Origin of the sequence: Pandoraea anapnoica, assembly GCF_902459765.1 — a bacterium.
Classification (GTDB): Bacteria; Pseudomonadota; Gammaproteobacteria; order Burkholderiales; family Burkholderiaceae; genus Pandoraea; species Pandoraea anapnoica.
Genome location: NZ_CABPSP010000009.1, coordinates 224,208 through 245,786, shown reverse-complemented (window position 1 = coordinate 245,786; position 21,579 = coordinate 224,208). Strand labels below are relative to the sequence as shown.

The window sequence follows — 21,579 nt, the reverse complement described above, 5'->3', positions numbered from 1 at the left end:
ATGGATTGGTATCGCCAGATGAACAAGACCGAGCGGCACACGTTTATTGCCGCGTTCGGCGGGTGGGCGCTCGATGCGCTCGACTTCATGGTGTTCACCTTCGTGATCTCGACACTGATCACCGTGTTCAGCATCGACAAGGGGCAGGCTGGCATGCTGGCGACCGTGACGCTGCTGTTCTCGGCCATCGGTGGCTGGCTTGCCGGGGTGCTGGCCGACCGTTACGGACGGGTGCGCATTCTGCAAGTGACGATTCTGTGGTTCTCCGTCTGCACGGTGCTGATCGGCTTCGCACAGAACTTCGAGCAGATTTTCGTGCTGCGTGCGTTGCAGGGGCTGGGCTTCGGCGGCGAGTGGGCGGTGGGTTCGGTGCTCATGGGCGAGATCGTGCGCACCGAGTATCGCGGCCGCGCTGTGGGGACGGTGCAAAGCGGCTGGTCCATCGGCTGGGCGGTGGCGGCGCTCTGTTATACGGCGTCGTTCTCGTTTCTGCCGGAAGAGTATGCGTGGCGCGTGCTGTTCTGGATCGGCGTGATTCCGGCGCTATTCGTGCTTTTCATCCGAAAGAACGTACCGGAACCGGAACTGTTCCAGCGCACGCGTAAGCGCGAGGATGCCGCTGAAAAGCGCACGTCGGCGTGGGCAATCTTCTCGCCAGCGCTGATCAAAACGACGGCACTCTCGGCACTGCTGTGCACGGGCGTGCAGGGCGGGTACTATGCCGTGACGACGTGGTTGCCCACGTTCCTGAAGACGGAGCGCCATCTGTCGGTGATCGGTACGGGCGGCTATCTGCTGGTGATCATTCTCGGTTCGTTCATCGGCTACCTGACGGGGGCATATCTGACCGACCGTCTGGGGCGTCGCGCGAACCTGCTGATTTTTGCCGTGCTCTCGGGCGTGAGCATTTTCGTCTACACGCAGCTTCAACTGAGCAACGACCAGATGCTGATTCTCGGATTCCCGCTGGGATTCGCGGCGTCAGGCATTTTCAGCGGCATGGGCGCGTATCTGACGGAGCTGTTTCCGTCGGCGGTGCGTGCGAATGCGCAGGGCTTCGCGTATAACTTCGGGCGCGGCATTGGGGCCTTGTTCCCGAGTCTGGTGGGCTATCTCGCCAAGACGAGCGGACTGGGCTCGGCCATCGGGATGTTCGCCGGTGGCGCGTACATCGTCGTTCTGATCACCGCGTTCATGTTGCCCGAGACGAAGGGACGTGAGATCGAGTAAGTTCGCAGCGCAGTTCGCAGAATTCGCAAGACAGTTTTCGTATGTTCGAGGACGGCCGTTGCCGTGGTGTCGGCAGGCCGTCCGGTTTTTTTGATTCAAGGGAGTTCCGCATGAAGATCCTGGTACCGGTCAAACGGGTAGTGGATTACAACGTAAAGGTTCGTGTGAAGAGCGACGGCAGTGGCGTCGACATCGCGAACGTGAAGATGTCGATGAATCCGTTCGACGAAATCGCGGTGGAAGAGGCGGTGCGTCTGAAGGAAGCGGGCGTGGCGACGGAAGTGATCGCGGTGTCGGCGGGCGTGGCCCAGTCGCAAGAAACGCTGCGTACGGCGCTGGCCATCGGTGCCGATCGCGCGATTCTCATCGAGTCGGACGAAGAGTTGCAGCCGCTGGCAGTCGCCAAGCTGCTCAAGGCGCTGGTGGACAAGGAGCAACCGCAACTGGTGATCCTCGGCAAGCAGGCGATCGACGACGATTCCAACCAAACCGGTCAGATGCTCGCGGCGCTGGCGAAGCTGCCGCAGGCGACGTTCGCCTCGAAGGTGTCGGTGTCGGACAACCGCGCACAGGTGACGCGCGAAGTGGATGGCGGTCTTGAGACTGTGTCGCTGTCGCTGCCGGCGGTGATCACGACGGACCTTCGCCTGAACGAGCCGCGTTACGTGACGCTGCCCAACATCATGAAGGCGAAGAAGAAGCCGCTGGAGACCGTGAAGCCTGCGGATCTGGGCGTGGATGTGAGCCCGCGTCTGAAGACGCTGAAGGTGGCCGAGCCGCCCAAGCGCAGCGCAGGGGTGAAGGTGGCGGACGTGGCAGCGCTCGTCGACAAGCTCAAGCTTGAGGCCAAGGTTATCTAAGGGAGACGACGAGATGAGCATTCTGGTCATTGCAGAACACGACAACCAAACCATCAAATCGGCCACCCTGAATACGGTCACGGCAGCGCTGCAATGCGGCGACGACGTGCACGTGCTGGTCGCGGGCAGCAACGCGAAGGCTGCGGCTGACGCTGCCGCGCAGATCGCCGGAGTGAAGAAGGTGCTGCTTGCAGACGCGGCCTACTTCGGCGACGGTCTGGCCGAGAACATCGCCGACGAAGTGGTGTCGATTGCGGGCAACTACTCGCACATCCTGGCCCCGGCCACGGCGTACGGCAAGAACATCGCCCCGCGCGTCGCGGCGTTGCTCGACGTCGCGCAGATTTCGGACATCACGAAGGTCGACAGCGCTGATACGTTCGAGCGCCCGATCTACGCAGGCAATGCGATTGCGACGGTGCAAAGTGCCGACAAGGTGAAGGTCATCACGGTGCGCTCGACGGGCTTCGACCCGGCAGCCGCCACGGGTGGCAGCGCTGCGGTGGAATCGGTGGCGGCCACGCCGGACGCTGGTGTGTCGCAGTTCGTGGGTCGAGAAGTGACGAAGCTGGACCGTCCGGAGCTGACCTCGGCGAAGATCATCGTCTCGGGTGGTCGCGGTCTGGGCAGCGGCGAGAACTACACGAAGGTGCTGGAGCCGCTGGCGGACAAGCTGGGTGCGGCGCTGGGCGCATCGCGTGCAGCGGTGGATGCCGGTTACGTGCCGAACGACTATCAGGTCGGTCAGACGGGCAAGATCGTGGCGCCGCAGTTGTATGTGGCTGTGGGTATCTCGGGTGCGATCCAGCACCTGGCGGGCATGAAGGATTCGAAGGTGATCGTGGCGATCAACAAGGATCCGGAAGCGCCGATCTTCTCGGTGGCGGACTACGGTCTGGTGGGTGATCTGTTCACCGTCGTGCCGGAACTGACGAGCGCGTTGTAAGGCGTTAGGCTGCGGGAGTCGATCCCGCAGCCGATTCGCATGAGGAGGCGTGCAAGTGCATCTTCATCCGAATCGGACATCTCGAACGGCAAACAGGGAATAGCGATGGACAAAGTCGATTGCGTCGTGATCGGCGCGGGCGTGGTGGGACTGGCCATCGCGCGAACGATGGCCATGGCCGGACGCGAAGTCGTCGTGCTGGAGTCCGAGCGCGCCATCGGCACCGGCACGAGTTCGCGCAACAGCGAAGTCATTCATGGCGGCATCTACTATCCGCCCGGGTCGCGCAAGGCGACGCTGTGTGTCGAAGGCAAACACCGTCTGTACGAATTTTGTGCCTCGCACGGCGTGGAGCATCATCGCTGCGGAAAGCTGATCGTCGCGACGACCGACCATCAGGTCGCTGAGCTCGAAGCGATCGCCGCCAACGCACACGTGAGCGGGGTCGACGATCTTCAGTGGCTGACTGCGGCGGAAGTGGCACAACGAGAGCCTGCGCTGCACACGTTTGGTGCATTGCTCTCCCCGTCGACGGGCATCGTCGACAGTCATGGACTGATGCTGGCTTTGCAGGGCGACGCGGAGAACGCGGGTGCGATGCTGGCTTTCGAGGCCCGAGTGACAGGCGCGCGCGTGGGCCGTGCCGACGGTATCGAACTCGATGTCGAGACCGAAGGCGTCACGTCGACATTGCTGGCCGACACCGTCGTCAATAGCGCGGGCCTGCACGCCGTCGATATCGCCCGCCGGTTCGACGGCCTGGCGTCGGAACACATTCCCCAGCGGTACTACGCGAAGGGCAGCTACTTCACCTGTGCGCAGCGCGCGCCGTTCACCCACCTGATTTATCCGGTACCCGAGCCGGGCGGACTGGGCGTTCACCTGACGCTCGACCTCGGCGGTCAGGCGCGTTTCGGCCCGAACGTGCAGTGGGTGGACGAGATCGATTACACGGTGAATCCGTCCGATGGCGATGGCTTCTACGCCGCGGTGCGACGCTACTGGCCGACGTTGGCGGATGGCGCGCTACAACCGGGCTATGCGGGAATTCGACCGAAGATCAGCGGGCCGGGCGAACCGGCAGCGGACTTCCGGATCGATGGACCTGCGGTGCATGGCGTGGCGGGACTCGTCAATCTGTTCGGCATCGAGTCGCCGGGTCTGACGGCGTCGCTGGCGATTGCCGAGGCCGTGCGCATCGCGCTTTCCTGACGGGAGGCGTCAGGCGAAAAAGCCAGGCAACAAATCGCGAGATGGACCGCCCGGTCACATCTGGCCGATATTCGTCGACGTATCCGCCGACGACCGCTATCTGGCTAACCCCGTGAATTGCACCCGACGGTGCCGCGAACGTTGCGCGGCAGTCCTGCCCGGGAAAATCGTGACATCGATGGATGCGATCCGGCGTGCGGGTCGGCACACCGGCGACCTATCAGCGTCACTCGACATCCCTTACCGCATGGCGACCGGCGGCTTCCACGAAGCGGGGTTCGTCCAGAACACACCACGCAGGCGATCGGTGTCGCCGCACGGCGTGCTGCGTGCCGGTTTGCTGATCTGGCCTGCACAGGCGCTGATATCGCGGCCCGATTGTTGCAGGCGTTTCAAAATCGTATCGAGCATGCCCGATTCGCGCCATTCGTTCAGTTTGCGACGGCAGGTCGGCACGGAGGGGTACTGCATGGGCAGTTTGGACCAGCTCTCGCCAGTGAACAGCACCCACAAGACAGCATTGGTCAGCGTGCGCTGCTCGACTTGAGGGCGGCCGCGTCGTTCCGTACGGACCGGTCGGTCGCAAATCAGATCACGCAGGGCGTGCCATTCAACGTCGCTCAGTTCATTAAACATAACACCTCGACCCAAAACAAACGGAGGCGCCGCAGGGGGCGAGTCCGGGTTTCGCGATGGGGTACGGACCGTTGCAATCTGGTGCGTACATATCGTCAAAACTCGGCCAAGGCGGCGTCGATCCCCGATGCTGGAAATACAAGCAACAAGCATGCCAGGGCATCGGGTTCTCTTTTGAAGAACGCCGCGGGCGGGTCGAACCACACTGCGAAGGGAGCGTTTGACCAGCAAAAAAACGCCCACTTGGCAGGTGGGCGCAGCTCCTGAGTGGCTATTGGGATAGGCAATCGCAAAAGCGTCAGGAGAAAAGGAATACGTGCCTTTTGGCCAGTCCGGATCGTTTATTGTTCTCGGCTCGGGCCACGGTGTCTCGCTCCACATGCGCCAGCTTGTCAAGCTTGCAGCCGCAATCATGACAAAAACCGCGAGTCGACGCGCTTCGGAATTACCCCCATTGCGGTGCATGCCGCCGGACGCGGGCGTTGGGCCCCGAAATCGCCCGAAAGCCCGCCCCGCTTGCCCTGGATGGGTGCCCGTCTGCGCTTGCATAGGGCATGGTGTTTCGAGAACGGGCGCAACTAAGCGCAACCGTGACGATGTCATCGGCGCAACTCGGTCTCGCAGGGTGAGAAAGTGGCCCGGTCGACTCATGGTCTTCCGTCATGGTCGGGGGGCGGGGCCGTAGCCTATAATGTGCGCCTTCCATGAATATCGTCTATCGGCTGCGCGGAACCGCCGCACACCGGTCGGCGCCATTGTGCGCAAACGGCATGAGCAACGACAGCGATAACAAATATTCGGTCCCGGGCCTGGAGCGCGGTCTGCGGATCCTCATGACTTTTTCGGCGCGCGAGCCGGTGCTGGCAGGGGCGGACCTTGCGCGGCGGCTGGACATTCCTCGCTCAACGGTGTTTCGTCTGTTGCAGACGTTGGAAGCCGAAGGCTTTATCGAGAAGGCGGGCGACGACCGTCATTACCGGCTCGGTGTGGCGGTGCTGCGCCTCGGTTTCGAGTATCTGAACTCGCTTGAACTGACGGATCTCGGGACGCCCGTTATCGAGAAGCTGCGCGACGCGACGGGCTTCTCCAGTCACATCCTGATTCTCGATCAGCGCGACGCAGTATTCGTCGCGAAGGCGGCCAGCCGCGAACTGGTGTTCGGTACGGTTCGCGTCGGCACGCGTCTGCCCGCTCACGCGACCGCCGTCGGGCACATTCTGCTCGGCGATTATTCGTTGCCGTCGCTCAAGCAGCTTTATCCGGAACGCAAGCTCGAAGCGTACACGGCGCACACACCGACCACGGTCGACGCGCTCCATCGTGTGGTGCAGGAAGACATCGCTCGCGGCTACAGCATGAGCCAAGCCTTCTTCGAACAGAACATTTCGACGATCGCTGCGCCGGTACGCAATCATCGTGGGCAAATTGCCGCCGTTATCAGCGTGACCATCCCGCAGGCACGCGTCGAAGCCGATTTGCTCGAGAACGGCATCGTCGAGAAGGTGGTATCTGCTGCCGATGAGCTTTCCCACAAGCTGAACTATCGCTCGGAGCGCGCTGGGGTTGCGCCTTTGGGTGGGCATCGGTGATTTATCACCCGGGGCCCCCAACCCCCGCGGCCCCAAATCCCCGCCACCCTTAATACCCTCCGGGCAGCGCCAATCACCGGCCCCCTGACTCCGTTCCACTACCTTTAAGTCACTGCGTCAGGGGGCCGGCGATTGCCGCCACACTTACGCCCCATTTTTTCCACCGCCGCCGCTCTTTTTGCGGCTGAGCTGCGCTCCATCCGTTTCCCACCATATGGCCTCTGCCAGACCGTATGGCTGCGCCATTCCTCTATTTTTTCCCGCAGACGCGCGTCACCTTTGTCATTAGCATTTGCGCAACATCAATAAATGCTTACTTATTTTCTGCTTGTCTCACACTAGCCACTTCGACATAATTGTCTCACCTATTAATCAGTGTTTCATAGGTAAGACAATAACGATGCGGCAGTCGGGACGTTGGGAATGACGTCGAACGTACCGGCACAGGGCGTCAACAGCCCCGGGCATCAGAGGCAAACAGGAGTGGATGGTGAAGAGACGCAGTATCGGCGCAGCTTGCCTATTGGCATGCGTTGGCGCGGCACACGCCGCTGGCAATTCGTTGCAGATTTACGGGACGGTCGACGACGGTCTCACTTATGTGAGCAATCAGGGCGGCGGACGTCTGTTCAAAATGGACGCCGGTATCGGTCAACCCGACCGTTTCGGCATTAAAGGACGTGAGGATCTCGGGGGCGGTCTCGCCGCTGTCTTCCAACTCGAACAGGGTTTCAATACAAGCTCCGGTGCGCTGATCAATAGCGGCGTCGAGTGGAATCGTCAGGCGTGGGTCGGGCTCGCCAGCGATCGTTTCGGCACAGTATCGATCGGGCACCAGACAGACTTCATGCAAGACGTCTCGATCCGCTTCTCGAACGGCTTCTGGCAGCACAACCTTTACGCCTATCACCCCGGCAACCTCGACAATCTGGCGAATTCGTCGCAGATCGATAACGCGGTGAAGTGGAACAGCACGAGCTTCCACGGACTGACAGGCGGTCTGATGTACGGCTTCGCTGGCGGCAGCGCGCAAGGGCGCACGGCCGGTGCCTACGTGAAGTACGACAACGGCGCGTTGTCGATGGCTGCAACTTACGTGAGCATCAACAAGCGGACGTTCGATTTCTCGTCGCGTCTCGGCATTTCGTCGATCTTCGGTCAGTCGGCCCTTTCCGCCACGAACCTGTTCAAGTCGGACGCCGTGAACAACACCGGCATCGGCGCTTCGTACCGCATTTCGTCGCGCTGGAACGTGCACGCGCTCTATACGCGCAGCGAAGTTCGCGCGCCTGGCGGCTCGGGCAACATGTTCAACTACGACGTGGGCACGGAATACCGCGTCACGGAAGCGAACGCGTTGACGCTGGGCTATTCGTACTCGTCGTTCAACCACACGCACTACAACCAGATCGAAGCGGGCGACCTGTATTCGTTCTCGAAGCGTACGCAGTTGCAGGCACAAGTGACATACATCGGCGCGACGGGGAATAACCACGCCGCGTCGTATCCGATCGGCGCATCGAGCAATCACGATCAGATGCTGCTGCGCGTCGGGATGTATCACAGCTTCTGAGATAGCGTCTAAGTCTCGGTATCGTCGGCGTCGACTTCGTTCGGTGCCGACGATGTTGGTGATTGCAGGATTTTCGGCGGCATCTGTATAACGTCGCCGCCTATTTCGAGATTCACGAGATTCAACATGTCAGTTTCTCTGCCCCCCACATCCTCCCAGCGCCCCTCGCGTGTGCGCTACTGGATGCTTTTTCTGGTCTTCGTCGGCACGGTCATCAATTATGTCGACCGAGCCAATCTCTCGGTCGCCGCCCCGATGCTCAAGCAGGAGTTCGGTCTCGGACCGGTCGAACTGGGCTTCATTTTCTCGGCGTACGCCTGGACGTATGTGATCGCCAACATTCCCGGCGGTTGGGTCATCGACCGCTTTGGCACGCGCGCGATCTACGGTGTGGCTATCCTCAGCTGGTCGGTGCTGACGTTCATGCAAGGCTTCACATCGCGCTTCGCCACGCTCTTCGGTATGCGTCTGGGCGTGGGCATTGCCGAAGCCCCGACGTTCCCTGTGAACAATCGCGTGGTCTCGATCTGGTTCGCCCAACGTGAACGGGGTGTGGCGACGAGCGTCTACCTCGTCGGCCAATACATCGGCATGGCGGCCCTCACTCCAGTGCTGTTCTGGATTGCTCACACGTGGGGCTGGCGCGAAATTTTCTATGCGACAGGGCTTTTGGGCATCGTGTGGGCCGGTGTCTGGTTCGTCGGTTATCGCGATCCGGACAAGTGCTCGTGGGTCAACGCCGCAGAACTCGAGCATATTCGTAGCGGCGGGGCGCTCGTCGAAGTGAAATCGGCGGAACCTGCGACGGCGCAGAAATTCCCGTGGCGCAAGCTGCTGGCGCTGTTTCGCAATCGCCAGATCATCGCGATCTGCGTGGGTAAGTTCGCGTCGCTCTCGTCGCTGTACTTCTTCCTGACGTGGTTCCCGACGTACCTGATCACCGAACGTCACATGACGGTGCTCAAGGCCGGTGGCATGACGTCGGTGCCGTTCGTGGCGGCCTCCATCGGCGTGGTGTGCGGTGGTCTGCTCTCGGACTGGTTGCTGCGTCGCGGTGTGGCGGTCGGTACGGCGCGCAAGACGCCCATCGTCACCGGTCTGCTGCTGGTGCCGACGATGTCGCTCACGGTACTCACGGATGCCAACTGGCTCGTCATCGCCATCATGTCGTTTGCGTTTTTTGCGCAAGGCGTGGCGTCGGCGTCGTGGTCGCTCGTGGCGGACATCGCCCCCAAGGGCATGGTCGGCATCACGGGCGGTGCGGTGAACTTCGCCGGTAACCTCTCGGGCATCATCACGCCCATCGCCATTGGCTTCATCGTCAAAGCGACAGGCTCGTTCGGCTGGGCTCTCGGCCTCATCAGCATCTTCGCCATCGCCGGCGTGCTGTGCTACCTGCTGCTGCTCGGCGAAGTCAAACGCATCGAACTGGACGACAATGACGATAACGGCAAGGAAGGTCAAAGTGCTGCCGTGACCGGCAAGGCCCGCACGGCTTGAGACGTCTGCCGTCGTCCGTTTTGCAGATGACACACGGCACCGCCTGACGCGTCATCGAACCGAGATCGATCGGTTCAGGGCGCGTCAGGCTTCCACTGCCTGACGCCGGTAATCTCCCGGACGTGCTCCCGTCCATTTTCGGAACGCCCGGAAGAATGCACTGGGATCGGCGAAGCCCAACGACAGCGCAATTTCCAGCATCGGCTTGGACGTGTGGCAGAGCGCGTGAATCGCAAGATCGCGTCGCAACTGATCCTTGATCGACTGGTATGACTGCCCCTCGTCCTCCAACCGTCGGCGCAACGTCGACGGGGTCGTGTGAAACTCGCCCGCCAACGCTTCGAACGCCGGCCAGCTATCCGTCGACATGGTCTTCAATCGACGCCGGACCCGCGCCACCATCCCCTTGGTGTTCTTGTACTTGAGGATGATGTTGCCCGGTGCAGCCCGCAGGAAATCCTTCACCGTGACTTCGTTTTGCACGACCGGCAAGTCAAGACACGCAGCGTCGAACTCGATAGCGGTATGCGGAGCACCGAAGACCAACCGCGCGGAATACATGGTCCGGTACTCATCGCTGTAGACCGGTTCGTCAAAGGCGAAGTATGCCGTTCCCAGCGTCACTCGCCGCGCGATCAGCCAACAGGTGAGTGCGTAGAAGAGGATCAGCAGCGTCTCGTGTCCGAAGATGCGCGGCGCTTTCGTATCCGGCCGCTCATGGACTTCAAGCCGGGCCAGTGCGCCGTCGCGCACCAGATGCATCTCCAGATCGTCGAGCAACAGCCCCATGAAGCGGCATGCTCGCTGTAACGCCTGTTCCAGCGTGTGGCAGGCGACGACGCTGTGACACAGCATCGCAAAACTGCCGACCTTCATGCGGCGCGAATCCTGTCCAAAGAACTCGTCGTCCAGTGAAAGACTGATCAGCCGCCACAGATGCGCATATCGATCTGCCGAGACACGCCCCTGTGGATGCGCGAGCAGCGACGGGCCGATGTCTGCGGCGCGCAGCAATGCCGTCGGATCGCCGCCGAGTCGCTCGACGTGCGCCAATGCGTTGATCACAAAATGAATCGAAATGCTGCCTTTTTCCATGCGTCGCGAATCGGAGTCGGCGGAATGCCGTAGCAGGGGGACGCAGGAATTCTAGCAGTGCGGCCCCTGTCGGCGCTTCCGTCGCCGTCCGAAACGCTGATCGGAGTATTCCGAAATCGCAGATTTGGCGGGGGGCGGACTTGGCGTTTCGATTGCAGCGTAAGACGTCGAGACTTCCTGCGGCTTACTTCGGTGCCATGCGTAATGCGCCGTCAAGACGAATGACCTCGCCGTTGATCATGGTGTTCTCGACAATGTGTCGCACCAGCGCGGCGTACTCCGACGGACGTCCCAGACGCGGTGGGAACGGTACCGACGCACCGAGCGCAGCCTGCACCTCGGGCGTCATGCCAGCCATCATCGGTGTTTCGAAAATCCCCGGTGCGACGGTCACGACACGTACGCCCAATCGCGCCAGCTCACGCGCGGCGGGCAAGGTCAGTGCGGCGACACCCCCCTTGGACGCCGCATATGCCGCCTGACCGATCTGCCCGTCGAACGCTGCGACCGATGCCGTGTTCACGACGACGCCGCGTTCGCCTTCGGCATCCGCTTCGCCCTCGGCCATCGCCGCAGCCGCAATGCGCAGCACATTGAACGTGCCGATCAGGTTCACGTTGATGACGCGCGCGAAGCTCTCGAGCCGGTGCGGCCCCTGCTTGCCGAGAATGCGTTCGCCAATGACCATGCCCGCGCAGTTGACCACACCGTTCAGGCTGCCGAAGGCGCTCTTTGCCGTATCGACGAGACGCTGCACATCGTCTTCGCGCGTGATGTCGGTCGTGACGAAGCGCGCGGCCTCGCCCAGCGCGTCGGCCTGTTTGGCACCGGCTTCGGCGTTGATGTCGCCGAGCACGACCTTGGCACCTGCGTCGACGAACATGCGGGCGGTTGCTGCACCGAGCCCCGACGATGCGCCGGTGACGAGAAAGACACGATCCTTGATTTGCATAGCGAATCCTGAATAAGTAAGAGGTGGCGCTCAGGCCGCATTGGCCGACGCTTGCGCGGCTTTGGCGATTTCCTGATTGCGCAGAATGAAGCGCTGAAGCTTGCCGCTCGGCGTCTTGGGCAGTTCGGTCACGAATTCGACTTCGCGCGGATACGCGTGCGTCGACAGTCGATGGCGAACGTGTTCCTGCAATTCGCGGGCGAGGGCGTCTGACGGCGCGAACTGGGCGTGCAGCACGACGAATGCCTTGACCAGCTCCGTGCGCTCAGGGTCCGGCTTGCCGACTACGGCCGTTTCGACCACGGCCGGATGTTCGATCAGCGCGCTTTCCACGTCGAACGGACCGATGCGATAGCCTGCCGACGTGATGACGTCGTCGTTACGTCCGACGAAGCTGATGCTGCCGTCGGTATTGCGCTCGACGGTGTCGCCGGAAAGGTAGTAGTCGCCCATGAACGCTGGCGTCTCCCGCTCCCAGTAGCCGCCGAACCACATCAGCGGCGATTGCTTGCGGTCCAGCGCGAGCACGCCCGGCTGCCCGACAGGGCACTCGCGGCCTTCGTCGTCGAGCACCACGACACGGTGCCCCGGCGAGGCAAAGCCCGCAGCGCCCGATTGCACCGGATGCGAGAGTGCGTGATGGTTACAGACCACCATGCCCAGTTCCGTCTGGCCGTAATGATCGTGAATGGTCACACCGAGATGCTCGGCGAACCAGCGAATGACTTCGGGGTTCAGCGGCTCACCAGCGCTCGACACGGCGCGCAGCCGGCCCTTGACGGGAGCCGCCACTTTTTCGCCTCCGGCGATGAGCAGACGGAACGCTGTCGGCGACCCTGCGAGGTTGGTGACCCCCAGTTTGTTGATGATCCGGTACGTGCTCTCCACGGTGAACGGCCCGTCGTAGAACGTCGTGGGAATCCCCATCGCGAGCGGTCCTGTGACGGCGTAGTACAGCCCGTACGCCCAACCCGGGTCGGCAATGTTCCAGAAGGTGTCGGTCGGACGCAGATCGACGGCGTCGCGCATATAACCCATGAACGCCATGATCGCGCGCAGCGGCACCATCACCGGTTTGGCCGCGCCTGTCGTGCCCGAGGTGAACATCATCATGAAGGGATCGTCGCCCCGGCGCATCACCGGATCGAACACCTCGTCGTGGTGCTCGACCTCGTGCCAGAAACTGAAGTCACCGCGTCGCACACCCTGACCGCGAGGGCCGCCGACCGTCGCGACCGGCGGGCAGTTGGCGACTTCGTCGAGCTTCGCCCGGTTGGTCGCGTCGGTAACGACGAGCTTGCTCTGCGCGCTTTGCAGACGGTGTTCGATCGCCTTCGGCCCGAACGCTGTGAAAAGCGGCTGATAGACAGCGCCCGCGCGCCAGGTGCCGAGGATCGTGACGAGCAATTCCGGTGTGCGAGGCAGCAGGCCGCTGACACGGTCGCCGGGCTGCACACCTTGTTCGCGCAGGAAGTTGGCGAAGCGCGCCGACAAGGTTTGCAGCGATTTGAACGTCCAGGTCTGGCTCGTGCCGTCCTTGCCTTCCCAGAACAGGGCGATGCGCCCGGGAAGGGCGTGACGGTCGCAACATTCGACACAGGCATTCATCGCGTCGAGATTGCCGTCCAGCGTGGCGCGCACGGTGGCGTCGATGTCGAACGCCTCATAGGCTTGGGCGTATTCCGCAGTCATGGGTTGTCTCCTGTAGACAGATGCGGGTCGGCAAGCACGCTCGCGGTGAGTGCCCTCTGTATGCTTTGCCGACCGCCCACGGCGCCGTCTGTTCTCGGGGGCGACGCTCGTGGGCAAGGGGAAATTCATCGTAATGGGTGGCGTCGGCGGCAGGCAATGTCCAATCGGGTCAGAGTTCGTGAGGGATTTATCCACTCCGCAAACAGGGGATCTCGCCTCGCGTCAGGCGTACCCTGGGCATTGTCCGGTAAGGCGTGCGGCGATTCCCTGCGGCCATGAGGGTTTGTCCCGAGCCCGATACGGACGATTCCGATGGCAATTCCGCTCATCCAATTTGCCGTTTTTGGCTATGGTGCCAACGGGGCGCGATCCCTACACTGGACCCATCGATAGGCGAAAGACGTCGACGATTTTTACCGCGATTCTTAACGCGATTCTTACCGATAACGTTCCGATAACGTTCCGATAACGTCACGGCGCAGGAGACAGAGCATGGATTTCTACACCGAAGACCAACGCATGATTCGCGATATGGCGCGTGCGTTTTCCAGCGAGCAACTTGCGCCGAACGCAGCGCAATGGGACCGCGAGTGTGCGTTGCCCGACGCGATGGTTGCGCAGATGGGCGAGCTTGGCCTGCTCGGCATGATGGTGCCGGAGCAGTACGGCGGGTCGTACACCGATTACACGGCGTATGCGCTGGCGATGGAGGAAATTGCGGCGGGTTGCGCTTCCACGGCCACGATGATGTCCGTGCACAACTCGGTCGGCTGTGCGCCGATCCTGAAGTTCGGTAACGACGCCCAGCGCGAGCGCTGGCTGCCGGATCTGGCCGCAGGCCGCAAGATCGGGGCGTTCTGCCTGACCGAGCCGCAAGCCGGGTCGGACGCCAGCAATCTGAAGACGCGCGCCGAGCGGCGCGGTGATAAGTGGGTCCTGAACGGCAACAAACAGTTCGTGACGAACGGCAGGCGCGCGGCAGTGGCCATCGTGTTTGCGGTCACCGATCCGGCAGCGGGCAAGCGTGGCATCTCCGCCTTCATCGTGCCGACCGATACAAAGGGATTCGAGGTCGGGCGTCCCGAGCACAAGCTGGGCATTCGCGCGTCGGACACCTGTCCGATCACGCTGGTCGACTGCGAAGTCGGCGAGGACGCTATATTGGGTGAACCGGGGCAGGGACTGAAGATCGCGTTGTCCAACCTTGAGGGCGGGCGCATCGGGATCGCGGCGCTGGCGCTGGGCGTGGCGCGCGCGGCCTTCGAGGCGGCGCTGCAATATGCGAACGAGCGCCAGCAATTCGGCAAGCCGATTCGCGAGCATCAGAGTATCGCCAACATGCTGGCCGACATGACGACGCGCATCAACGCGGCGCGCTTCCTCATTCTGCACGCAGCGGCCCTGCGCACACAGGGCTTGCCCTGCCTGACGGAGGCGTCGCAAGCAAAGCTCTTCGCGTCGGAACTCGCGGAGTGGGTGTGTACGCATGCCATTCAGATTCACGGTGGTTACGGGTATCTGGAGGACTATCCGGTCGAGCGCTTCTATCGCGATGCCCGCATCACGCAGATCTACGAAGGCACCAGCGAAGTCCAGCGGCAGGTGATCGCCCGTGCACTGGATTGAGGAGGAGGGCAAGTGAATCTGCACGATGGCGCTGTCGAGGCGCAAGACGAAGTGTTGTTCGACGTGATCAACGGGTTCGGTGTGATCACGCTCAACCGGCCGAAGGCGCTGAACGCCATCACCCACAGCATGGTGGGCGCCATGTGGCGACAATTGATGGCGTGGAAAGACGACCCCACTGTGCGCGCAGTGCTGATCGAAGGGGCGGGGGAGAAGGCGTTCTGCGCTGGCGGAGATGTTCGGGCGCTATACGACAGCCGGGTGAACAACGCTGACGCGCATCAGGCGTTCTTCGTCGACGAGTACCAGCTCGATTATCTGATTCACCGATATCCGAAGCCATATATCGCGTTGCTCGACGGCATTGTCATGGGCGGTGGCATGGGTGTCGCGCAGGGCGCGGCGCTGCGCATTGTGACCGACAGAACGAAGCTGGCGATGCCGGAGACGGCCATCGGCTTGTTCCCGGATGTCGGCGCAAGCTGGTTCCTCGGGCATCTCGCGCCGACGCTGGCGCGCTACCTCGGCCTGACCGGGGCAACCATTACGGCGGCCGATACGCTCTACTGCGGACTCGCCGATGTCTGGCTTGAAGGAGATGCACTGGCGCAACTGCGCGAGGTGCTGCTGAAGTTCGAATGGGCCAGGGACGACGCGAGCGCCGCAGGTCACGGTAACGACGCGTTGCTCGCGCGTCTGCGCGCCGCCATTCTGCCGCTGGGGCGTACGTCGTCGGACACCGCCCCGCTTGCTGGCGTGAGAGCGTCGCTCGACCGGCATTTCAGCGCCCTTGACGTGCCGGGTATTGTGGCGTCGCTGACAGCCGCCACCGATAACCCCTGGGCTGCCGAGACACTGGCGTTGCTTCGCCAGCGCTCCCCGCTCAGTCTGTGCGTCACCGACCGGCAATTGCAAAAGGGGCGACGCCTGGATCTGGCCGACGCTTTCCGGATGGAACTGGTGCTGGGCTATCACGCATTCGTGTCCGGCGATTTCGTCGAGGGCGTCCGCGCGCTGTTGATCGACAAGGACAAGCAACCCCGTTGGCGCTTCGCCACATTGGATGACGTACCGACGACCGAGGTGGATGCCTTCTTCGTTTCACCGTGGCCGGAAGGGCAGCATCCACTGAATGCGTTAGGCAGGGATTGAAGTCGGGCAAACGCATGCGACAATGCCGGTTTTGCGGGGGACCGCACAATCCGTTGGAGTCCAGATGCTCGTCGAAATCGCCCGTCTGCTGCTAGACCTTGTTTTCTCGCTATTCGGCGCTTTATTGCTTTTGCGTGTGTGGATGCAGGCGACTCGGCTGCCCCCGCGTAATCCGCTCTCTCAAGGGGTGTTCCAGTTCACCAACTGGATCGTGTTGCCGCTGCGGCGTGTCGTGCCGGGCGTTGGGGGGATTGACTGGGCGTGCGTGATCGGCGCGTGGATCGCGGCGATCCTCTATCTCGTGCTGATCACGGCCGTGGTGGGGGTGTCGCCGGTCACGGTGTTCCCGCGTGGCTTGCTGGTGGCGGTGGTGCTTGTCGCCAAGTGGGGCGCGAATCTGGTGATGTGGCTCACGCTGCTGATGGCCGTGCTGTCGTGGGTCAATCCGCGTGCCACGGCGATGCCGATTCTCCAGCACTTGCTTGACCCGCTGCTGCGCCCGCTTCGTCGCGTCATCCCGATGGTTGGCGGCTTCGATCTCTCGCCGCTGGCGCTGTTCCTGCTGATGCAGATTCTGCTGATCGTGCTCGCGCGCTTAAGCCTGTTCTTCGCGATGCTCTGACGCATCCGCGTTCGTGTTCGCAGGCAGCGATGCGGCTGCCTGCGGCACCCGTTCCAATCCAAGACGACGCAACACTCTGTGGCCGTCTTCGGTCACGCTCACTTTCGTTTGTCCTTCGTCCACCGCCACATGCACCAGGCGCGCTTGCTCCAGCGCGGCGAGGTCGGGCGGTTCGAGCGCATCGGCATCGATGGGGCCCAGAGATGCGGCCGCCAGCAGCAGCGTGGCGATTTCATGCGGGCTCAGCATGGTCATGCTCCTTGAGGCTATAGCTTTCGCGTCGGCGCGATTCGTTCGATCACAGTAACGGGCGAATGTAAGCCCGTGACTACTCCATGTTTACTGCACGTTACGACTCGCCTCCGACCAAGCCTCCCCAGGCGGTCCAGTGACTGTCCTGTGAATCTGTTACCTGACGATTGAGTGATATCGAAGCGATATCTGAGTGACGCTGCGCGACGCTTGAGAACCGGCGCGCAGTGAAACCGTCCTTCAGCGTCGGATTGCAAAGCCGCCGGCAAGTTCGTGCATTCGGGTTTCCCCTAGTATGCCCGCTTTTTACGTATGACGGAGGTCATGCCCCCTTGTTTTGACAGGGTTTGTGGGCCGTGAAGGGGGAATGCGCACGTGCCGGAAGCTCAACTGGCAGCATTTGAACTATTTTTTTTCTTTTGACGGGGTGTCGATGAAAATATACTTTCTTTCACTCCGAAGAAAGGATGCATTTCAATTTCATGATCGATGCCGATTCGTTGCCTGCCGACTTGCCGCTCACTGAGCGCATCGTGCGGGCCATGCCCGAACTGACGCCCGCGCAGCAGCGCATGGCGGCGTTCGTGCTCGACAATACGTTTCGTGCGGCGACCATGCGCATCGACGAATTTGCCGACGCCGTTGGCGTGTCGCTCGCGACCGTCAATCGTTTTGCCCGCGCGCTCGGCTTCGATGGTTACCCGCAATGCCGTGCGGCCATGGTCCGCGGCTACGAAGCGACGCTGGCCCCTATCGAAAGCCTGCGCACGAGCAAGGCGCAGGCGAGCGACAGCGCGGACGTGATGGCCGCGTCCCTCGCCCAGGCCATCGAGAATCTGGACTGGACCCGTCGCGCGCTCGACGCCGGGACGTGCGAGCGCGCCATCGAGTCGATTCTGCAAGCGCACCGTATTTACGTGTTGGGACTGGGGGCGAGCGGTTATCTCGCCGGGCTGCTCCATCACGGTCTCGATCCCTATTGCGAAAACGTGCAGTCGGTCGTCGGCGCAGGCGGATCGACGCATGCCGCACGTCAGCTTTTCAAATTGCGCGAGGGCGATCTGGTGATCGCGCTCGGCTTCCCGCGCTACGTCTCCGACACCGTGACGCTTTGCCGTCGGCTGCGCGGGCGTGGTGTGTCGGTGATGGTACTCACGGACAGTCCGACGTCGCCGTTGGCACCGCTGGGCGATATCGTGCTCTTCGTGCGCAGCAAGCCGCGCCTGTCGAGCAACTCCGAAGCGAGCGTGCTGGCGATGATCGATGCCATTTGCGACGCCGTGGCACAACGCGCGAAACACGCCGTGGACCGCGCCACCGAACTGACCGATTTCCTGCTGCCGTGGATCGACTCGGCGTCGCAGAGTCCGTCGAACGCCCCGGCCAATGTGGCCAGAGCGGTAGCCCGAGCGCCGTCGCCAGTAGTGGGACGCGTCGCGACCACTGCCGCCACCGCAACCACCGCCGCCGTGAAGTCGCTGTCGAACGCCGCCGCAGCGGCGACGGCCAGCACGCAGGGCGCACCGAATCCGGTCCATCAGACCGCATCCCGACATTCGAGTCATGCCGGCACGGCGTCCAGCACGACGCCTGTCAGTCTGGACAGAAAGGACAACGCATCATGAGCCACGCCCAACGCGCGGTCATCGCCATTCACGGCGGTGCCGGAACGATCAGTCGCGACACGTCGCCCGAAGAACTCAAGGCGTATCACGAAGCACTGGCTGACGTGCTGCGCGCCGGTCAGGCCGTGTTAGCGGCTGGCGGCTCGGCGCTCGACGCTGTCACCGTGGCCGTGCAGCATCTCGAAGATTGCCCACGCTTCAATGCCGGACGGGGTGCGGTCTTCACCCACGAAGGCACGCACGAACTCGACGCCGCGATCATGAACGGCACGACGCTCGACGCGGGCGCCATCGCCTGCGTTCACCGTGTGCGCAACCCGATTCTGGCGGCCCGCTCGGTCCTGGAGCACAGCCCGCACGTGCTGCTCGTGGGCGAGGGTGCGGAAGCCTTCGCTGCAGCGAACGGGGCCGAACTGGTCGATCCCGAGTACTTCTTTACCGAAGCGCGCTACGCCCAGTTGCAGCGCGCGCTGGCGAGTGCCGCCGTGTCGCTCGACCACGACATGCCGCTCAAGAAAGAGCCCATCGATCCGGACACGAAGTTCGGCACGGTCGGCGCAGTCGCCTGCGACATGCACGGCCATGTGGCGGCGGCGACCTCCACGGGAGGCATGACGAACAAGGCCATCGGTCGTGTCGGCGATTCGCCGCTGATCGGCGCGGGCTGTTACGCGAACGACGCCACGGCCGCCGTGTCGGCGACGGGCACCGGCGAGGCGTTCATTCGCGCGGTCGCTTGTTACGAAGTGGGGGCGCTGATGGCCTATGCAGGCCTGTCGCTGGCCGATGCAGCCGAGCGCGTCATTCGCGAGCGTCTTCCGCGCGTGGGTGGCCGCGGCGGTCTGATCGCCGTGGACGCACAGGGCAACGTGGCGCTGCCTTTCAACACGGAAGGGATGTATCGCGGCGTGGCCCGTGTCGGCGAAACGCCGGTGACGGCCATTCACGAATAACGTCCATGAGTATCGCCTGAAGTCTCACGACGGCAGGCAGGACAGGGCGGCGCCGGAGACGGCGACGCCCTTGGCAACAGATTCGGCAAGTGAAGATTAGCGAGGACAGGCGTGGCTGAGCGTAAGACAACCCCAACCATTTCGTTGCCCGACGAGCGTGTGCTCGACGTGAGCGGCATCTCCGTGCAGTTCGCGACCTCCGAGCGCGTGGTCACGGCCGTGCGCGACCTGTCCTTCCATGTCGACCGGGGCGAGACGCTCGCTATCGTCGGCGAATCCGGCTCGGGCAAGTCGGTGACATCGCTGGCCGCCATGCGTCTCGTGGAAAACGGCGGTGGACGCATTACGCAGGGCACGATGATCATGCGCCGTCGCAACGGCCGCCTGGTCGACCTCACGCGTGCAAGCGGCCACACCATGCGCAGCATCCGGGGTGCCGACATGGCGATGATCTTCCAGGAGCCGATGACGTCGCTCAACCCGGTGTTCCCGGTCGGCGAGCAGATCGCCGAATCGATTCGTTTGCACCAGCGCAAGGACGCTGCCGCCGCGCGCGCCGAAGCCTTGCGCATGCTCGAACTCGTCCGCATTCCCGAAGCGCGCCGCGTGCTCGGCCGTTTCCCGCACCAGCTTTCGGGCGGCATGCGTCAGCGGGTGATGATCGCGATGGCGCTCTCGTGCAAGCCGGGCTTGCTGATTGCAGACGAACCGACCACCGCCCTCGACGTGACCATTCAGGCGCAGATCCTGCAACTGATTCGCGCGTTGCAGGACGAGATGCACATGGGCGTGGTGTTCATCACGCACGACATGGGGGTGGTGGCCGAGGTGGCCGACCGCGTGCTGGTCATGCATCGCGGCGACAAAGTGGAAGAAGGCAAGTCGGCCGAAATCTTCGCCGCGCCGCGTGAGCGCTACACGCAGGCGTTGCTCTCGGCCGTGCCGCGTCTCGGTTCGATGCGGGGCACCGATCTGCCCGCACGCTTCCCGCTGCTGCGCTACGACGCACCGCCCGATGCCAAGCCCGCAGCCGAAACGCCGCAACCGACGGTGAAGACCGATGCCGGTCCGATCCTGCGCGTGAAGGATCTCGTCGCGCGCTTCGATGTGCCGTCGGGTTTCTTCGGTCGCGTGAAGCAACGTGTGCATGCGGTCGAGCGAGTGAGTTTCGATCTGTATCCCGGCGAGACGCTGGGGCTCGTGGGCGAATCGGGTTGCGGTAAGTCGACGACCGGCCGTGCTCTGCTACGTCTGGTCGCCAGTCAGGGCGGCTCCATCGAGTTCGGTGGCAAGCCGATTCACGATCTCGCAGGCCGCGCCTTGCAGACGCTGCGCCGCGATATCCAGTTCATCTTCCAGGACCCGTTCGCGTCGCTCGATCCACGTCTGACGGTGGGTTTCTCGATCATGGAGCCGCTGCTGGTGCATGGTGTGGCGAGCGGTGCCGAAGCCGAAAAGCGGGTGGCGGAATTGCTGGAGCGCGTAGGCTTGCCCGCCGAGTACGCCCAGCGATATCCGCATGAATTCTCGGGGGGGCAGCGTCAGCGTATCGCCATTGCACGTGCACTGGCGCTCAAACCCAAGGTTGTGATCGCCGACGAATCCGTTTCAGCGCTCGACGTCTCCGTGCAGGCCCAGATCATCAACCTGATGCTCGATCTGCAAAAGGAGTTCGGTATCGCGTTCCTGTTCATCTCGCACGACATGGCGGTCGTGGAGCGCATCAGCCACCGTGTGGCGGTGATGTTCCTCGGCCAGATCGTCGAGATCGGACCGCGTCGTGCGATCTTCGAGAACCCGCAACACCCGTACACGAAGAAGCTGATGTCGGCGGTGCCGATTGCCGATCCGGCGCGTCGTCACGCTAAACGCGAACTGCTGACCGAAGAGATTCCGAGCCCGATCCGCGCGCTGGGTGACGAGCCGCAGGTCCAGCCGTTGGTCGAAGTTGGCGCGGGGCACTTTGTCGCGCGCCATCGCGTGGCGGGTGCTTACTGATTCGCATGACTCGGACATCGTAAGCCGAACCCGTTTTCCCCGGGAGCGATGGCTTCGCTCCCGGTA

Annotated in this window: 18 protein-coding genes; 13 read left to right on the top strand and 5 right to left on the bottom strand. The window is 62.8% G+C overall.

The window, feature by feature from the left end; genetic code table 11:
• From PAN31117_RS16335 to PAN31117_RS16320, 4 genes are all read left to right on the top strand, one after another.
• Positions 1-1,230: an MFS transporter gene (locus PAN31117_RS16335; protein ID WP_150739104.1), complete on the top strand. Its 1,230-nt coding sequence runs from the start codon at positions 1-3 to the stop codon at positions 1,228-1,230.
• A gap of 110 nt (positions 1,231-1,340) precedes the next feature.
• Entirely contained in the window at positions 1,341-2,090 is a 750-nt protein-coding gene (locus tag PAN31117_RS16330; RefSeq protein WP_150739103.1) for an electron transfer flavoprotein subunit beta/FixA family protein, read from the top strand.
• Between the two features lie 13 nt (positions 2,091-2,103).
• Entirely contained in the window at positions 2,104-3,036 is a 933-nt protein-coding gene (locus tag PAN31117_RS16325; protein WP_150739102.1) for an electron transfer flavoprotein subunit alpha/FixB family protein, read from the top strand.
• A 105-nt stretch (positions 3,037-3,141) separates the two neighbouring features.
• A complete protein-coding gene (locus tag PAN31117_RS16320) occupies positions 3,142-4,248 on the top strand; it encodes an NAD(P)/FAD-dependent oxidoreductase (RefSeq protein WP_150739101.1) in 1,107 nt (368 codons plus the stop codon).
• Between the two features lie 240 nt (positions 4,249-4,488).
• Here PAN31117_RS16320 and PAN31117_RS27180 read toward each other — a convergent pair whose 3' ends face one another.
• Positions 4,489-4,884: a transposase gene (locus PAN31117_RS27180; protein WP_069343458.1), complete on the bottom strand. Its 396-nt coding sequence runs from the start codon at positions 4,882-4,884 to the stop codon at positions 4,489-4,491.
• A 770-nt stretch (positions 4,885-5,654) separates the two neighbouring features.
• Here PAN31117_RS27180 and PAN31117_RS16310 point away from each other — a divergent pair.
• The 3 genes from PAN31117_RS16310 (at position 5,655) to PAN31117_RS16300 (ending at position 9,546) form a co-directional block, all read left to right on the top strand.
• The gene (locus PAN31117_RS16310; protein ID WP_150739099.1) at positions 5,655-6,473 is read left to right on the top strand and encodes an IclR family transcriptional regulator; all 819 of its coding nucleotides are present in this window, start codon (positions 5,655-5,657) and stop codon (positions 6,471-6,473) included.
• A 487-nt stretch (positions 6,474-6,960) separates the two neighbouring features.
• On the top strand, positions 6,961-8,046 hold the full coding sequence (locus PAN31117_RS16305; protein WP_150739098.1) for a porin: 1,086 nt from the start codon (positions 6,961-6,963) through the stop codon (positions 8,044-8,046).
• A 126-nt stretch (positions 8,047-8,172) separates the two neighbouring features.
• Positions 8,173-9,546, top strand: coding sequence for an MFS transporter (locus tag PAN31117_RS16300; protein WP_150739097.1), 1,374 nt, complete (start codon positions 8,173-8,175; stop codon positions 9,544-9,546).
• Between the two features lie 84 nt (positions 9,547-9,630).
• Here PAN31117_RS16300 and PAN31117_RS16295 read toward each other — a convergent pair whose 3' ends face one another.
• The 3 genes from PAN31117_RS16295 to PAN31117_RS16285 form a co-directional block, all read right to left on the bottom strand.
• The gene (locus tag PAN31117_RS16295) at positions 9,631-10,641 is read right to left on the bottom strand and encodes an AraC family transcriptional regulator (protein ID WP_150739096.1); all 1,011 of its coding nucleotides are present in this window, start codon (positions 10,639-10,641) and stop codon (positions 9,631-9,633) included.
• Between the two features lie 184 nt (positions 10,642-10,825).
• Positions 10,826-11,593 (bottom strand): SDR family NAD(P)-dependent oxidoreductase, encoded by a 768-nt coding sequence (locus PAN31117_RS16290; protein WP_150739095.1) that lies wholly within the window; start codon positions 11,591-11,593, stop codon positions 10,826-10,828.
• Positions 11,594-11,623: 30 nt separating this feature from the next.
• Positions 11,624-13,285, bottom strand: coding sequence for an acyl-CoA synthetase (locus PAN31117_RS16285; RefSeq protein WP_150739094.1), 1,662 nt, complete (start codon positions 13,283-13,285; stop codon positions 11,624-11,626).
• Positions 13,286-13,777: 492 nt separating this feature from the next.
• On the opposite strand from PAN31117_RS16285, the gene PAN31117_RS16280 reads away from it, so the two are divergent.
• From PAN31117_RS16280 to PAN31117_RS16270, 3 genes are all read left to right on the top strand, one after another.
• Positions 13,778-14,911 (top strand): acyl-CoA dehydrogenase, encoded by a 1,134-nt coding sequence (locus PAN31117_RS16280; RefSeq protein ID WP_150739093.1) that lies wholly within the window; start codon positions 13,778-13,780, stop codon positions 14,909-14,911.
• Positions 14,912-14,923: 12 nt separating this feature from the next.
• Complete coding sequence (locus tag PAN31117_RS16275; protein WP_150739092.1) at positions 14,924-16,063, top strand: enoyl-CoA hydratase/isomerase family protein; 1,140 nt, start codon at positions 14,924-14,926, stop codon at positions 16,061-16,063.
• A gap of 64 nt (positions 16,064-16,127) precedes the next feature.
• Positions 16,128-16,685: a YggT family protein gene (locus tag PAN31117_RS16270; protein WP_150739091.1), complete on the top strand. Its 558-nt coding sequence runs from the start codon at positions 16,128-16,130 to the stop codon at positions 16,683-16,685.
• On the opposite strand, the gene PAN31117_RS16265 is transcribed toward PAN31117_RS16270, so the two are convergent.
• Positions 16,659-16,934: a hypothetical protein gene (locus PAN31117_RS16265; RefSeq protein WP_174990993.1), complete on the bottom strand. Its 276-nt coding sequence runs from the start codon at positions 16,932-16,934 to the stop codon at positions 16,659-16,661. The genes PAN31117_RS16270 and PAN31117_RS16265 overlap by 27 nt on opposite strands.
• A 470-nt stretch (positions 16,935-17,404) precedes the next feature.
• Between PAN31117_RS16265 and PAN31117_RS16260 the strand changes: the two genes are divergently transcribed.
• The 3 genes from PAN31117_RS16260 (at position 17,405) to PAN31117_RS16250 (ending at position 21,513) form a co-directional block, all read left to right on the top strand.
• On the top strand, positions 17,405-18,562 hold the full coding sequence (locus PAN31117_RS16260; protein ID WP_246189126.1) for a MurR/RpiR family transcriptional regulator: 1,158 nt from the start codon (positions 17,405-17,407) through the stop codon (positions 18,560-18,562).
• Positions 18,559-19,515: an isoaspartyl peptidase/L-asparaginase family protein gene (locus tag PAN31117_RS16255; protein WP_150739090.1), complete on the top strand. Its 957-nt coding sequence runs from the start codon at positions 18,559-18,561 to the stop codon at positions 19,513-19,515. The genes PAN31117_RS16260 and PAN31117_RS16255 overlap by 4 nt, the downstream gene beginning before the upstream one ends.
• Positions 19,516-19,626: 111 nt before the next feature.
• Complete coding sequence (locus tag PAN31117_RS16250; protein ID WP_150739089.1) at positions 19,627-21,513, top strand: dipeptide ABC transporter ATP-binding protein; 1,887 nt, start codon at positions 19,627-19,629, stop codon at positions 21,511-21,513.
• The last annotated feature ends 66 nt before the right edge of the window (positions 21,514-21,579 follow it).

What these genes read in the sequence shown, in the direction of transcription:
- PAN31117_RS16260 (WP_246189126.1), top strand. Translation starts at nt 17,405, where the DNA reads ATGCATTTCAATTTCATGATCGATGCCGATTCGTTGCCTGCCGACTTG.
- PAN31117_RS16280 (WP_150739093.1), top strand. Translation starts at nt 13,778, where the DNA reads ATGGATTTCTACACCGAAGACCAACGCATGATTCGCGATATGGCGCGT.
- PAN31117_RS16325 (WP_150739102.1), top strand. Translation starts at nt 2,104, where the DNA reads ATGAGCATTCTGGTCATTGCAGAACACGACAACCAAACCATCAAATCG.
- PAN31117_RS16305 (WP_150739098.1), top strand. Translation starts at nt 6,961, where the DNA reads ATGGTGAAGAGACGCAGTATCGGCGCAGCTTGCCTATTGGCATGCGTT.
- PAN31117_RS27180 (WP_069343458.1), bottom strand. Translation starts at nt 4,884, where the DNA reads ATGTTTAATGAACTGAGCGACGTTGAATGGCACGCCCTGCGTGATCTG.
- PAN31117_RS16310 (WP_150739099.1), top strand. Translation starts at nt 5,655, where the DNA reads ATGAGCAACGACAGCGATAACAAATATTCGGTCCCGGGCCTGGAGCGC.
- PAN31117_RS16290 (WP_150739095.1), bottom strand. Translation starts at nt 11,593, where the DNA reads ATGCAAATCAAGGATCGTGTCTTTCTCGTCACCGGCGCATCGTCGGGG.
- PAN31117_RS16265 (WP_174990993.1), bottom strand. Translation starts at nt 16,934, where the DNA reads ATGCTGAGCCCGCATGAAATCGCCACGCTGCTGCTGGCGGCCGCATCT.
- PAN31117_RS16295 (WP_150739096.1), bottom strand. Translation starts at nt 10,641, where the DNA reads ATGGAAAAAGGCAGCATTTCGATTCATTTTGTGATCAACGCATTGGCG.
- PAN31117_RS16285 (WP_150739094.1), bottom strand. Translation starts at nt 13,285, where the DNA reads ATGACTGCGGAATACGCCCAAGCCTATGAGGCGTTCGACATCGACGCC.
- PAN31117_RS16335 (WP_150739104.1), top strand. Translation starts at nt 1, where the DNA reads ATGGATTGGTATCGCCAGATGAACAAGACCGAGCGGCACACGTTTATT.
- PAN31117_RS16270 (WP_150739091.1), top strand. Translation starts at nt 16,128, where the DNA reads ATGCTCGTCGAAATCGCCCGTCTGCTGCTAGACCTTGTTTTCTCGCTA.
- PAN31117_RS16320 (WP_150739101.1), top strand. Translation starts at nt 3,142, where the DNA reads ATGGACAAAGTCGATTGCGTCGTGATCGGCGCGGGCGTGGTGGGACTG.
- PAN31117_RS16300 (WP_150739097.1), top strand. Translation starts at nt 8,173, where the DNA reads ATGTCAGTTTCTCTGCCCCCCACATCCTCCCAGCGCCCCTCGCGTGTG.
- PAN31117_RS16330 (WP_150739103.1), top strand. Translation starts at nt 1,341, where the DNA reads ATGAAGATCCTGGTACCGGTCAAACGGGTAGTGGATTACAACGTAAAG.
- PAN31117_RS16255 (WP_150739090.1), top strand. Translation starts at nt 18,559, where the DNA reads ATGAGCCACGCCCAACGCGCGGTCATCGCCATTCACGGCGGTGCCGGA.